The sequence below is a fragment of the Emticicia aquatilis genome (assembly GCF_014644295.1).
GTDB classification, from domain to species: Bacteria; Bacteroidota; Bacteroidia; order Cytophagales; family Spirosomataceae; genus Emticicia; species Emticicia aquatilis.
Window position 1 is genome coordinate 413,285 of the sequence record NZ_BMKK01000001.1, and the last position, 13,744, is coordinate 427,028.

The 13,744-nt window shown below is 37.8% G+C and carries 11 protein-coding genes; 4 read left to right on the top strand and 7 right to left on the bottom strand.

Going from position 1 to position 13,744, the window contains the following annotated elements:
* Positions 1-260: 260 nt before the first annotated feature.
* Together IEX65_RS01785 and IEX65_RS01790 are read left to right on the top strand one after the other, a co-directional pair.
* Positions 261-2,240, top strand: a complete 1,980-nt coding sequence (locus IEX65_RS01785; protein WP_188764039.1) for a S9 family peptidase — start codon at positions 261-263, stop codon at positions 2,238-2,240.
* A gap of 217 nt (positions 2,241-2,457) precedes the next feature.
* Positions 2,458-4,182 carry a hypothetical protein gene (locus tag IEX65_RS01790; RefSeq protein ID WP_188764041.1) on the top strand — a complete coding sequence of 575 codons (1,725 nt, stop codon included), beginning with the start codon at positions 2,458-2,460 and terminating at the stop codon, positions 4,180-4,182.
* Between the two features lie 81 nt (positions 4,183-4,263).
* Here the strand turns inward: IEX65_RS01790 and IEX65_RS01795 are convergent, their stop codons facing one another.
* The gene (locus IEX65_RS01795; RefSeq protein ID WP_188764042.1) at positions 4,264-4,791 is read right to left on the bottom strand and encodes a DUF4833 domain-containing protein; all 528 of its coding nucleotides are present in this window, start codon (positions 4,789-4,791) and stop codon (positions 4,264-4,266) included.
* 36 nt (positions 4,792-4,827) lie between these two features.
* Entirely contained in the window at positions 4,828-5,625 is a 798-nt protein-coding gene (locus IEX65_RS01800; protein WP_188764045.1) for an SDR family NAD(P)-dependent oxidoreductase, read from the bottom strand.
* Between the two features lie 210 nt (positions 5,626-5,835).
* Between IEX65_RS01800 and IEX65_RS01805 the strand changes: the two genes are divergently transcribed.
* Together IEX65_RS01805 and IEX65_RS01810 are read left to right on the top strand one after the other, a co-directional pair.
* Entirely contained in the window at positions 5,836-7,203 is a 1,368-nt protein-coding gene (locus IEX65_RS01805) for a Gfo/Idh/MocA family protein (RefSeq protein WP_188764046.1), read from the top strand.
* 217 nt (positions 7,204-7,420) lie between these two features.
* Complete coding sequence (locus IEX65_RS01810) at positions 7,421-8,860, top strand: sulfatase family protein (RefSeq protein ID WP_188764048.1); 1,440 nt, start codon at positions 7,421-7,423, stop codon at positions 8,858-8,860.
* A 98-nt stretch (positions 8,861-8,958) separates the two neighbouring features.
* Here IEX65_RS01810 and IEX65_RS01815 read toward each other — a convergent pair whose 3' ends face one another.
* The 5 genes from IEX65_RS01815 to mgtE form a co-directional block, all read right to left on the bottom strand.
* Positions 8,959-11,127 (bottom strand): S9 family peptidase, encoded by a 2,169-nt coding sequence (locus tag IEX65_RS01815; RefSeq protein ID WP_188764051.1) that lies wholly within the window; start codon positions 11,125-11,127, stop codon positions 8,959-8,961.
* A gap of 30 nt (positions 11,128-11,157) precedes the next feature.
* Positions 11,158-11,577 carry a putative toxin-antitoxin system toxin component, PIN family gene (locus IEX65_RS01820; RefSeq protein ID WP_188764053.1) on the bottom strand — a complete coding sequence of 140 codons (420 nt, stop codon included), beginning with the start codon at positions 11,575-11,577 and terminating at the stop codon, positions 11,158-11,160.
* Complete coding sequence (locus IEX65_RS01825; RefSeq protein ID WP_188764055.1) at positions 11,577-11,777, bottom strand: DUF8507 family protein; 201 nt, start codon at positions 11,775-11,777, stop codon at positions 11,577-11,579. The genes IEX65_RS01820 and IEX65_RS01825 overlap by 1 nt, the downstream gene beginning before the upstream one ends.
* A 56-nt stretch (positions 11,778-11,833) precedes the next feature.
* The gene (gene dtd / locus IEX65_RS01830; protein WP_188764057.1) at positions 11,834-12,286 is read right to left on the bottom strand and encodes a D-aminoacyl-tRNA deacylase; all 453 of its coding nucleotides are present in this window, start codon (positions 12,284-12,286) and stop codon (positions 11,834-11,836) included.
* A gap of 81 nt (positions 12,287-12,367) precedes the next feature.
* Positions 12,368-13,723 carry a magnesium transporter gene (gene mgtE, locus IEX65_RS01835; RefSeq protein ID WP_188764059.1) on the bottom strand — a complete coding sequence of 452 codons (1,356 nt, stop codon included), beginning with the start codon at positions 13,721-13,723 and terminating at the stop codon, positions 12,368-12,370.
* Positions 13,724-13,744: the final 21 nt, after the last annotated feature.

Below are 13,744 nucleotides of genomic sequence, written 5' to 3' on the forward strand. Positions count from 1 at the left end.
CCTGAAGGGGTTAAACAAAATACAATAATATGTTCAACTCCTTCAGAGTTGCATCATCACATTATAAATATTCCGTAGGCGTTGCCTACGGCTATTCAAGTTTAAGCCTTACAGGCTTTTTCTTAGACAAGAGAATTTACAGATAACCAGTCCACCAATTTACCAGTAACCAATTTTCCAATAACCAATTCACAAGTTTACCAGTAACCAGTTTTCCAATAACTAATCAACCATTTCACCAATCAACAAATAACCAAAGCATGAAAAAAACAGTACTATTTGCAGTTTTAGCGATCAGTTTGGGTACTTTTGCACAAACAACTCCTGCCAAAAGACAACTCAAACCCTCTGATGTTTATCGTTTACAAAGCTTGAGCGACCCGCAAATTTCACCCGAAGGTAATTGGGTAGCCTATTCGCTTTCAAGTGTTGATTCGGTAAAAAACAAGAGAAATTCTGATATTTGGATGCAATCATGGGATGGAAAAGAATCTATCCAACTTACCTTTTCGCCCGATGGAGAATCAAAACCTCGTTGGAGTCCCGATGGGAAATATTTATCATTTACTTCTTCAAGAAATGGCCTAACGGGTAGCCAAATCTGGCTCATGGACCGCCGTGGCGGAGAAGCCAAGCAATTAACCGATATTAAAAAAGGTGATTTATCGGATTATGCGTGGTCGCCCGATGGTAAAAAAATTGCCTTAGTAATCACCAATGATGCCGATACCACAAAGTCGAAATCACCAAAACCGATTGTCATCGACCGTTTTCATTTCAAGCAAGATGTGGAAGGTTATTTAATGAAAAAAACTACGCATTTATACCTTTATAACCTCGAAACCAAGAAAATTGACACACTTACGAAGGGGATTTATGATGAAACTTCACCAAAATGGTCGCCCGATGGAACGCAAATCGCTTTTATCAGCAATCGCACCGAAGACCCCGACCGCAATGAAAACACTGATATTTGGGTAATTGATGCGAAACCAAACGCAACAATGAAACAAATCACGACTTTTACTGGTCAAGATTATGCCCACGAATGGAGTCCAGACGGCAAACAAATTGCTTATTTACGCACCACTTCGGCCGAAAGTTATATTATGTACGACCAGTCGATTTTATGTACGGTATCGAAAGATGGTGGCGAACCAAAACTCTTGAGTAAATCTTTAGACCGCCCAGTTAATAGCCCAAGATGGAGCAAAGACGGAACTTCGATATTCGCCATTGTTTCCGACGACCGTACGAGATACATTGCTAATTTTTCGGCGGTAGATGGCAAAATGACCAAGTTTGTAGGCGGAAACAGAAGTTTTACGGGTATAGAAAGACATACTTCTGGAAACTTGCTTGCAAGCATGAGCGACCCACAAACACCGAACGAACTATATGCTATTGAAGCAGCAGTTGTCAGAAAACTCACCAAACACCAAGATGCGTTTTTGGCACCATTAGCATTGGCAACGGTTGAAGGTTTTACCTCAAAAAGTAAAGATGGAGCTTCGGTTTCAAACTTGCTTTATTTGCCTGCGATGGCTCAAAAAGGTCAGAAATTACCAACTTTGATGTTTATTCACGGAGGACCAGTGGCACAAGATGAATTTAGTTATGATATGTCTCGTCAAATGTTGGCGGCAGCGGGTTATGCCGTTGTTGCAGTTAATTACCGTGGTTCGAGTGGCCGAGGCTTAGATTTTTGTAAAATTATTTCGGCCGATTGGGGTAATAAAGAAGTATTGGATATTTTGGGGGCAACCGATTATGTAGTTCAAAATGGTATTGCTGACCCCGAAAAACTGGGCATTGGTGGTTGGAGTTATGGTGGAATCTTGACAAACTACACGATTGCAACTGATACTCGTTTCAAAGCAGCTTCCAGCGGTGCGGGAGTGTCGTTGATTTCTTCATTATATGGTGTTGACCAATATATTTTGCAATATGAGCATGAATTAGGCTCTCCGTGGAAGAATTTCGACAAATATATTGCCCTTTCATATCCATTCTTAAAAGCTGACCGTATCAAAACTCCTACTCAGTTTATGGTTGGACAAAGCGACTTTAATGTTCCTTCGGTGGGTAGCGAGCAAATGTATCAAGCATTCCGTTCATTGGGGATTCCGACTGAATTGATTATTTATCCTGACCAATTTCATGGAATTACGAATCCAAGTTATCAAAAAGACCGTTTTGAGCGATACATCAATTGGTTTAATAAATATTTGAAGAAATAAAAACCATAATGTAATTTTCTCTACTCAGCGAAATGTGGTCTTAAAGGGCCACATTTCGTATTATCAATTCTACAATATATATTTGCTTAAAATTAAACCAAAAAAAACGTAACACTACTTAATTCAAATTAGGCAATAACATCTCAGCCATACCACGTTTTTTACTAATTAATCATCACTAAACCTTAACTTAATATTAAGCTATATAACCGCATAAATGGAGCCTAAAATTATTGATTTCCCTGGAGTATTTTATAATTTATTAAGCAGTATATATTATCACTTAGATGACAAGTACTACATTTTAAATGCTCTCACTTTCATCGGATATATCTACTTAATTTGGTATAAAAAAAGCGATAAAAACTTTCTTTTTTTTGCTTCTTTAGTCGTTCTGTATAATATCAATAGATTCCCTTCTTATTTATATTCTGAAATAAATGGAGATGAAGGTGAGTGGTTGACTGGAGCAGCTAATCTTGTGAAAGAATTTAAACCGTGGAAATCAATTGATAATAATACTTCTGGCTATTTTTCTTCTTGGTTATTGACTATCTTATATTATTTCAAAGTAGGGTTAAATTATACAACCATGCGTCTTTTCTTGAGCAATGTATTAATTTTACCATCTTTTTTCCTAAACTACTATGTCCTTTGTAAGTTTTTCAATGAAAAACATGTTAGAATATTAACCGTTTTTACGATTGCTTTTTTGGGTGCAGGTCGAGTTGGTAGAGAAACCGCTGAATTAGATTTTATCATATTTTCAAGCGAATGTCTGCCCTTTTTATTATTATCTATAATATTCTCTACCACGCTTTATCTCATTAATGGCTCAAGAGTAAGCATATTCTTACTATTTTTCTCTGGCCTTTTGGTTGGAATAACCCCTTTCGCAAAACTGCAATCGGTTGTGTTAGCGGCTTTTTATTCATTATATATTTTATTTCTGTTAGTAAGAGATAAAGAATGGAAAAAGATTGCCTTCTTTTCTTTAGGAGTCTTAGTTATTCCGTTCATTACTTTTATTTCTATTTATCAAAACAATGCTTTTGAATATTTTCTAAATGCTTATTTATTCAATAATCTGAAACATCTGAATCGTAATTATAGTTTTTTAGGCATTATCTATCACTTTTTTGTAGAGGTTCCTTATCTATCCCCTTTCTTATCTTTATTTATCGCCCTATTTTTGGGTCAGTTTATTTATTTTCTTTATACCAAAAATAATATTATCCAACAAAACAAAACTTTATCTATTTTCTTACTCTTAAATCTACTCGTTAGTATTTATACAATAGCTAAGCCTCAATATCCTTATTATCACTATGCTTGGTTTTTGTTAATACCCATCATCTCTTGCTTTTCTTGGTCGTTTTCTTTCTTTCAAAACTCAAAAATTCAGATACTACCTAAAGCTATATTTTCAATCATGATTGTATTTTTTTGGGTACGTAGTTTTAATCTTGATAAAGAAGTAAACGACCTAAAACACAATGGAGTTTTGGCAATTGATAGAAGGAGTTTTTTTCTAAAAAATGACCCATTTTGTCAAAAATTAGATAAATACACAGTTCCCAATGAACGCTTAGCTATATGGGGGTGGGAAAAAGGTGAATATTTTGGATTCTTTTCTTTACTCAGGGGTACCAGATTATTTCATTCGTCCCATACGATATACTCAAATACTGAAAAAGCCCAATCTATCTACCGTAAGGCATATCTTGAAGATATTACCACCTATAAACCTGTTGCTTTTATTAAAAATGAAAACATATCTCTAACATTTTTGAAATTATCGGAGGGTGATTTTCAAGTGAAACCATTCAATGAGCTTTGGCAATATCTACACAATAATTATACGTTGGTAGAAACAGATACCACATTTGCTTCGCCACGAGAACTATGGATTAGAAACGATAGATTTGCTTCAAAAGAATAATGTATAATATGCAAAACAAACAGCTTTTGTAGAACCGAAAATTGTATAAATCGCTTTGATTTTAAAGTAGTTGTTGCCAAATTACGGTACAAATTTTTCATAAATAGCTTCGCCCGTAGAAAGGTTTTTACCAAAAAGTTCGATGTATTTTACGGTTGGTTTTAAAGCATCTTCGTTTTCGAGTTGTACAAAGACCTTACATAATTGCCCTTCAATTCCATTTATTTGCATTGTTGCAATTGGCTTCCCTGAGTCATTGATTTTCACTTTCAGCGTTCGTTTTTTCAGTGCCACAATTTTTACATCAAAACTATCCTTTTCTTTGGCATTTCGCTCAACTTCTACACCGTAAGCAAGTGCTTTTTCTACTGCATTTAGCTTTTGTGTATGCGTTGTTTCATCATATCTAATCCAATATACATTTACAGGGTTTTCATGATGAAATGTCTTAGCGTTTACAAAATTGGCATCATAAACAACTGTATGAGCATTATTACTCCGTTGAATATAAAACAAACGATTGGGCGATGCAGGTGGTGAAGGGTACTTCTGGGCCAATAGCTGTAAACTACTGACTATCAATATGATAAATATTTTTATTTGTTTCATAGAGTAGCTTTTCAAGAGACTGATAAAGTAATTTTATTAAGAAGCTGATACCACTAATTCGCGGCGAATAATTCGACTGACGAGTGGCTCGATGAAATACCACGGAACGAGCTTAAATATCCAATAATTAAACCAATTTACCAAACCTGGAACTATAATTGTTTTACCAGAAAAAACCCCTTCTATGGCTTTTTCGGCCACATATTCGGTACTGGTTATGCTGATGCGGCCAAGCCAACCTTGTGTTTTTATTCTTCTTCGAATATCCTCGTTGGTAGGCATAGCCCCCGGATTGACCACACAAACTTTTACACCCTTTTCTTTCAATTCAGAACCTAAACTCAACGAAAACGAATAAATAAAAGCCTTAGTGGCAGGATACACCATTTTATAAGGAAGCGGTGAAAAAGCCGCAATGCTTGCAACGTTTAAAATATAAGAGTTAGTATTTTGAAGCAAAAAAGGCAATAAACTTCGAGTCAGAATTGCCGTTCCTTTTACATTTACTTGAATGATTCTGTCGAGTTGCTCAGTTTCAGATTCTTGGAAAGATTTTGAGCCACCAATACCTGCATTATTTACCAAAACATTAACACATATCTCGTTGTTTTTCAGCCAATTAGCAAAATTTTCAATCATCGAAAAATTACTCAAATCGGCTTCAAAATATTCGACATTTATACCATAATCTTTGTGTAAATCTGCAGTAAATTCAGAGAGATTTTCGTTTGGTAAAGCCACTAAAACAAGATGATGTCCACGCTTGGCAAAGGCAATAGCAAAGGCTCGACCAAGCCCCGAGCTTGCCCCTGTAATAACTATATGCTTTTTCATAATTTTGTGTAAAGTGTCTTGGCTTTTGAGCCATTTTAATCAAGACAACTCTTTTTTAGCTTTCCCCCATCTTACACCAGATTTTTGTTTCAATAAGCACTATCGTCCTGTTTTTTATGCTCTATATCTATATAATTTGTCTTTGTTCGGATAATAAAATATATTTGGATAATACAATTCGTATCATATTCAATCCTCTATAAAAAACAAATGGAAACCCTTAATCTCAATCGCCGAAAATTCATTCAGGGAGTTTCGGCCACGATTGCCTTATCGACACTTGGCACGAAGGCCAACCCTGTTTTTACTCCTGTCAAAACCTATAAAGTTGCCTTAATCGGTACAGGTTGGTATGGCAAAAGTGACCTTTTCCGACTCATACAAGTAGCCTCAGTCGATGTAGTTGCTCTCTGCGACCCTGACCAAAATATACTGAAAGCAGCGGGAGATTTGGTAGCCAAAAGACAAGAATCGAAGCAAATTCCGAAACTTTACGGTGATTACAGAAAACTATTGGCCGAAAACAAACTCGATATTGTATTGGTAGGTTCGCCCGACCATTGGCATGCTCTGCACGCTATCGAAGCCATGAAATCGGGGGCTCATGTTTATGTGCAGAAACCAATCAGTGTTGATATTATTGAAGGAGAAGCAATGATAGCGGCTGCCCGAAAATATAATAAGGTAGTGCAAGTTGGTACACAACGCAAAAGCACACCACACTTGATTGAAGCAAAGAAAAACATCGTTGATGCTGGACTTTTGGGGAAAGTTTCGCACGTAGAAATGTGCTGTTACTACCACATGAGAAACAACGGAAACCCGCCAGTTGAGCCAGTTCCAGCATTTTTCGATTACGAAATGTGGACAGGCCCAGCTCCGATGCGTCCGTATGATGGTTTGCCGCACATTCGTTGGTGGAGAACTTTTAATGAATACGGCAATGGTATCGTGGGCGATATGTGCGTTCACATGCTTGATACCGTAAGATGGATGCTCAAACTCGGTTGGCCAAAACGTGTGAGTTCGCAAGGAGGAATTTATGTACAAAAAGAAGGAAAATCGAATATTTCTGATACACAATCGGCAGTTTTTGAATATGATGAACTGAACTGTGTTTGGCAACACCGCTCGTGGGGAACGCCTGCTAATAATGATTATCCTTGGGCATTTATACTTTATGGTGATAAAGGAACACTTTTTGGTAGCACCATGAAATACAGGTTCGTACCGCAAGGTAAAGGCGAAAAAATAGAAAGAGATGTAGTTTACGAAAAAGAGAAATATCCAGAAGATTTGACCGAAGAACGCATAGAATTGAATGCCGCACCTGCTACTCGTCTGCACATGTTGGACTTCTTGAATGCCATCGAAAATAATTCACGCCCGATTGCCGATATTGAAGAAGGACATATTTCAACTGCCAGTTGTATTTTGGCCAATATGTCAATGAAATTAGGTCGTCCGTTAGTTTATGACCCGAAAAAAAGAGAAGTTGTCAACGACAAAGAAGCCAATACGCTACTCAGAAGACCATACCGTGGGCCATGGAAACACCCCGAAGTTGGGAATGTGTAAAATCTGTTAGTCACAATTGAAGATTAAAGATTTCAGATTGAAGATTTGAAAATAATTTTCTTGCAAAAATCTTCAATTAATCATTCTTAATCGCAAAGGCGACCCAACATCAATCTGAAATTAATCCAACTTGATGTTAGTGAGTACACTGACATCAAGTTTCTTGAAATTTACAGCTTTCGGGAAGCTTTTTTTACACTTTAAAGTAAAATAATCTATGAAAAAAATCTTCTTGTCGCTTCTCGCCATCATATTACTACAAAGTAGTAGCCCCAAAAAAGAGCAAACGCCCAATATCATTTTGATTTTCATGGACGATATGGGCTATGGCGATTTAAGTTGCTACGGTGCTGTCAATTATCGCACGCCAAATATTGATAAAATGGCCTCCGAGGGCATCAGATTTACTAATTTTTTGGCAGCTCAAGCAGTTTGTAGTGCTTCACGAGTGGCATTGCTTACAGGTTGTTATCCTAATCGAGTTGGTATTTCAGGAGCTTTGATGACATATAGCAAAAATGGAATCAATGCTAACGAAACCACGATTGCCGAAATGCTCAAACAAAAAGGTTATGCCACAGGAATTTTCGGTAAATGGCATTTGGGCTATCAAAAGCAGTTTTTGCCATTGCAACATGGCTTTGATGAATACGTTGGGCTACCCTATTCAAACGATATGTGGCCTGTAAATTTTGATGGTACTCCTGCACAACCGAATCAAAATAAATTTGTTTATCCTGTGCTTCTGTTGATTCAGAATAATGATAAAAAAGAGGAAATAAAAACCCTCGATGACCAAGCAAAACTTACGACACTTTACACCGAAAAAGCGGTAGAATTTATCAGAAAAAACAAAAAAAGTCCATTTTTCTTGTATTTACCTCATTCGATGCCCCACGTGCCAATTGCAGTTTCGGATAAATTTAAAGGCAAAAGTCAGCAAGGTCTTTACGCCGATTTGATGATGGAAATTGATTGGTCGGTAGGAGAGATAATGAAAACTTTGAAAGAAAATGGTTTGGATAAAAATACGCTGGTGATTTTTACGAGTGATAATGGTCCATGGCTAAACTTTGGCAATCATGCAGGTTCGTCGGGTGGATTGCGAGAAGGAAAAGGAACAAGTTTTGAAGGAGGTCAACGAGTACCGTGCATTATGCGATGGAAAGGTATAACGCCCGAAGGAGTGGTTTGCAATCAGCTTGCTTCAACGATTGATATTCTGCCAACAATTGCACGTATATCTGGTACAAAATTACCAAACCAGAAGATAGATGGAGTTGATATTTCATCATTATTAGAAGGATATTTAGGTGAAAGCCCACGAAAAATATTCTACTATTATTACCGCAAAAATTCGTTGGAAGCCGTGAGAATGGGCAATTGGAAATTAGTTTTTGAGCATAAAGGTCGCTCGTACATGAATCAATTGCCAGGAAATGATGGTTTTGCAGGCAATGCCCCCGAAGATGTACTTACACCAATGGCACTCTACGACCTTCGCCGTGACCCATCGGAGCAATATGATGTACAAAAACTATATCCAGAAATTATAGCTGAACTACAAAAAATTGCCGAAGAAGCCAGAGAAGACCTCGGTGATGACCTTACTAATAGAAAAGGAAAAAATGTGAGAGCGAGTGGGTTGGTTGAGTAAAATAATATTAGAACGCAGATTTAGCGGATTTTTATGATTAATTATGATTATCATACATCATCATAAAAATCTTAATAATCTGCGTTCTAACACTTATATCATCTCCCACCAGGAGGGCAGTTTTGCTTCAAATAATTAGTAAAGAGCGTATTTAAGTGCTTACGAGTACCTTCGCCTTCATAAATCCCGTGACTACGATTTGGGTAAGGCATAAACTGAAACTGGCGGTTATGCTTAATTAGTTCATTGACAAGCATTTCGGCATTTTGATAATGAACATTATCATCACCCGTTCCGTGAATATACAATAGATTTCCGACCAAATTTTTAGCATACGTAATGGGTGAACCATTCACAAAATCTTCACGGTTTTCTTGTGGAAGTCCCATGTAGCGTTCTTGATAGATATTATCATAACAAAGTTGATTTCCAACGGCCGCCACAGAAATACCAGTCTGATAAAACTGAGGATATTGGAAAAGTAAATTCAAGGTCGAAGAACCTCCCCCACTCCAGCCATGCACCGCCACACGAGTAGTATCAACGTATTTCCATTTTCTGATTTCTTTCACCGCCATCGCTTGGTCACGGATATTCACTACACCGATTTTGCGATAAATAGCTTTTCTCCATGCACGTCCACGAGGTAGTGGCGTTCCACGGTTATCAACCGAAGCGTAGATGTAGCCATCTTTCGCCATATCGCCATTATAAAGTCCATTCATGCCCGTTCCGTAAGAATCTTTTACAGTAGCTGCGGCTGGTTCGCCATAAACATTAAATACAATCGGGTAACGCTTCGTAGAATCGAAATTGACAGGTTTCACCATCCAACCCTCAATATCAATTCCATCTTCGGTTTTTACTTTAAAAAACTCTACTCGCTTGTTTATTTTCAGATTAGCCAATTTTGAAACAATACTCTCTTTTTCGTTCAATGGCGAATGGTCAGCTAAAGTTATCCATTCGGTCATTGGGGCAATATTCGCACTTGAAAATGAATGTCGAGCAAATTTTCCGTTAGGCGAAAGCACATAATTGTGTGTTCCTGAAGGAGCATTTGGTAAAACTGGCTGCATTTCGGCACTACCATCTAATTTGATGCGGAAAAGATAATTTTGTAGAGCATTTTGTGGTGAACCAGTGAAATATACATAGCCATTAGCTTCATCAATCAACGGAATATGCACGATGTCATAATTGCCTTTCGTAAGCAATGTTTCTTTTCCATTCAAATCCATTTTATAGATATGTCTCCAGCCATCTTTTTCACTTACCCACAAAAACTCTTTACCACCTTTTAGCCATTCCCAGCCTTCTTGTTCATCGGCCCAACGCTCTTTTGTGTCAATCCAAGCCTCGTCTGATTCGGTAGAAATGGTTTTAGTTTTGCCTGTAAATGCCTGACAGATAATGATTTTACTCTGATTTTGCTTACGATTCAATTGTTGAATAATAATATCATTCGTGTTTGGCACCCACTCCATGCGTGGCACGTAGGTTTGTTGCGGGTCACCGTCGATACTCATCTGTAAAGTTTTTCCAGTAGCTATATTTGCCACTAAAATCTTATATGGCGATGGGCTCTCTCCCACTTTTGGGTACTCAACTGGCACGTTATACGAATAAATCGAGTCGGTATTATTTATCATCAAGAAATCACGAATCTTGGTGGCATCAATTTGCCAGTAAGCAATACTTTTCCCATCTGGACTCCAACGAAAGCCATCACGGCACGCAAATTCTTCTTCATACACCCAATCGAAAGTACCGTTTATCATTCGGCGAGTGCCGTTGGTGGTCAAGGCTTTGATTTTTTTTGTTGCCAAATCTTCCACAAACAAATTATGTTCGCTCACATAAGCTACTTTCGAGCCATCGGGCGAAAATTTCGCAAACATCAACGACGAAGCAGGTTTACCTTGCCCAAGTTGATATAAAGCGTTGGTTTTGAGGTCTAAAACCCAATAATCGCCACGAGTATCGTATCGCCAAACTTGTTTTGTGTTGGTATAAATCAAGGCTTTTGAATCGTCATTGCTGAGCGTATAGCTTCTTACATTCAAAGGTTTTTCGGCACCTTTGGGCGTGAGTTGGGCTTTGGTAATTAAAGTAGTTTTTTGTTGCGTTGGCAAAGTATAAGCTACCACTTCGCCACCTTCGGTGCGTGTGTAAGCATTGCCATCTTTCGTCCATCTGATTTGTTGGGCTTGGGCGAGGGTTGTTAGAATTAGGAATGAGAGTAATAAGAGTTTTTTGTTTTTCATATAACTTTGGGATGGGTGATGAAGTAAAAATTATAGTTTATTGAGCAAAATTTTAAAATCTTCTGCATTAATAACAGGAATAGTTGGAAAATCAATATCTTTCAAAACTTTGAAGTGTTTATCGTCGGTAACAATATAATGAGCATTGGCTGAAAAAGCACAATCAACAAATTTATTATCGTCAACATCATTTGTGATAAGGTTCAACTGAAAAAAAGGTTCTATTCGCAGAGTATTGGGAAGAATTATTAGAAACTCAAGAAAAGTTTTTGCGATAGTTTGTCCATAGAAGTGAGTTATTTTCTCCTCATATTCAAGTATAATTTCAGTGCTTACAACTGCTTCATATTCTTCGCTATATAATTTATCTAATAGTTTCGCTAAATTTGATTTGCTCGAAATGGCTCGCAAGACCACATTTGTATCTAAAACAACTCTTAACTTGGGCATTATTCTAATGTTTTGAAGGTATCATCCGAATACTTCTTTTCTACCCAAATCGCATCAGCTTGCGAACGTAAACGTTTCAAGAAAAAAAGAGCCATTTCTTTTTTCAATTCTTTGAGTGTTTGCTCATCAACTCCTACCGAATATAGTTTGAGCAATTCCATCTGTATATTAGATAACGGAGGTTTGACTTCCTTGACCATTTGACAAGTGATTTTTGATTGATTATACTCTGAACAAATCTACAAAAAGTTTTATTTCAAATCCTATTCTTAGAATCAATAATAATCGTTACGGGACCATCATTGAGCAGCGAAACCTTCATATCAGCACCAAAAGTGCCAGTTTCGATTGGTTTTCCTAAATCAAACTCCAATTGGGCAATCATTTTTTCGTAGAGTGGAATGGCAATTTCAGGGCGAGCGGCTTCAATAAACGAAGGTCTATTTCCTTTTTTTGTACTGGCGTGAAGTGTGAATTGACTAATAAGCAGGATATTTCCATCAACTGATTTAATATCTAAATTCATTTTGCCTTCTTCATCGCCAAATACTCGTAGGCCTACGATTTTCTTCGATAACCACTCAATATCTTCTTGATTATCTGAGTGAGTTATCCCCAATAAAATCATAAATCCCAAGCCAATTTGGCCTTTTATTTCATTATCAATCGTTACTGATGCTTGAGTGACTCTTTGTATTACTGCAATCATAATCTTAGTCCACTGTCCACAGACGGCGGTCGATAGTTTTATATTTTAAAAATCTATTGTCTTACTTCTTTTGTCAAAAACCTACAAATGCAAGAGCAAATTAGCAATCATCAAGTAAGTACCAATACCGATAATATCGTTGGCTGTTGTGATAAATGGTCCTGAAGCAATGGCAGGATTTATACCCAATCTATCCAATAAAAGTGGCGTGACTGTACCCGTAAAAGAAGCCAAAACCACCACCGAAAGTAGCGATAAACACACAACAAAAAACAGTTGTGTTTCGCCACTGACATAAATATAAAGTCCTGCTAATGAGCCAATTATAATGCCGTTTACAAGTGCAACCAAAATAATTTTAAACAAACGTTGCCCCAAACTGGTCGTTAGACCTGATTTTTCGGCCAAACTCTGCACAATTAAAGAGGAGGTCTGAATGCCCACATTTCCGCCCGTCGAACCCATGATTGGAATAAAAGCCGCCAGTGCCGCTACTTTTTTGAACTCATCTTCAAAACTCCCGATAACTGTGGCGGCCAATAAACTACCTATTACGCCCACTATCAACCAAGGCAAACGAGCTTTTGCCAATTGCCACACACTATCGTCTTCCTCGGCTTCGCCCGTGATACCCGCCATTACCTGAATATCTTCTTCGGCTTTATCAGTAATAAAATCGACCACGTCATCAATCGTGATTCGACCCAACAAACGCCCCAAAGTATTCACGACAGGAATTGCGTCAAGGTCATAGCGTTGCATGATTTCGGCTACTTCTTCGGCTGGGCGAGTGGTTTCTACGTAAACTATTTCTTCATCAAAAATATTTTCAATTTTGGTGTTTTTACGAGCTAAAATAATACGTTTTAATGATACAATTCCTTTTAATTTCTGCTCGTCATCAACCACGTAAACGGCATAAACTTTTTCGACATCTTCGGCTTGCCGACGAATCTCTTCCACACAGTCACTGACCGTCCAATTGGCATTTACTTTTATCAACTCTTTTTGCATCAAACCGCCCGCCACGTCTTCCGGATAATGCAACATATCCAAGATAAATCGTGCTTGCTCACGGTCTTCGATGAGGGCAATTACTTTTTCACGTACTTCAATAGTTTGTTCGTTGAGTAAGTCAACGGCATCATCGGAATCAAAAAGATTGACGTATTTGGCAATTTCTTCGACCGTAAAACGCTCTTTGATAAATCGTTTGCGGTCGTCTGGCTCAATGTGCGACAAGATTTCGGCCCCCATCTCGGTATCGACGAGTGTCATTAAATAGTGAGCGGGTTCACCATCAAGTTCGAGCAATATACTGGCAATATCGGCAGGATACAACTCTTCCATCTCGGCCTTGAGCAAGGTTTCGTCTTTTTGCTCAATGGCAGTTTCTATTTTCTCTAAATACTCTTTGGTTAGCTCGAAAGTTGTCATTTTCAGTCTTTCAGTTTACAA

Coding starts and splice junctions, on each gene's coding strand:
- IEX65_RS01785 (WP_188764039.1), top strand. CDS start 261: ATGAAAAAAACAGTACTATTTGCAGTTTTAGCGATCAGTTTGGGTACT.
- IEX65_RS01790 (WP_188764041.1), top strand. CDS start 2,458: ATGGAGCCTAAAATTATTGATTTCCCTGGAGTATTTTATAATTTATTA.
- IEX65_RS01795 (WP_188764042.1), bottom strand. CDS start 4,791: ATGAAACAAATAAAAATATTTATCATATTGATAGTCAGTAGTTTACAG.
- IEX65_RS01800 (WP_188764045.1), bottom strand. CDS start 5,625: ATGAAAAAGCATATAGTTATTACAGGGGCAAGCTCGGGGCTTGGTCGA.
- IEX65_RS01805 (WP_188764046.1), top strand. CDS start 5,836: ATGGAAACCCTTAATCTCAATCGCCGAAAATTCATTCAGGGAGTTTCG.
- IEX65_RS01810 (WP_188764048.1), top strand. CDS start 7,421: ATGAAAAAAATCTTCTTGTCGCTTCTCGCCATCATATTACTACAAAGT.
- IEX65_RS01815 (WP_188764051.1), bottom strand. CDS start 11,127: ATGAAAAACAAAAAACTCTTATTACTCTCATTCCTAATTCTAACAACC.
- IEX65_RS01820 (WP_188764053.1), bottom strand. CDS start 11,577: ATGCCCAAGTTAAGAGTTGTTTTAGATACAAATGTGGTCTTGCGAGCC.
- IEX65_RS01825 (WP_188764055.1), bottom strand. CDS start 11,777: ATGGTCAAGGAAGTCAAACCTCCGTTATCTAATATACAGATGGAATTG.
- dtd (WP_188764057.1), bottom strand. CDS start 12,286: ATGATTGCAGTAATACAAAGAGTCACTCAAGCATCAGTAACGATTGAT.
- mgtE (WP_188764059.1), bottom strand. CDS start 13,723: ATGACAACTTTCGAGCTAACCAAAGAGTATTTAGAGAAAATAGAAACT.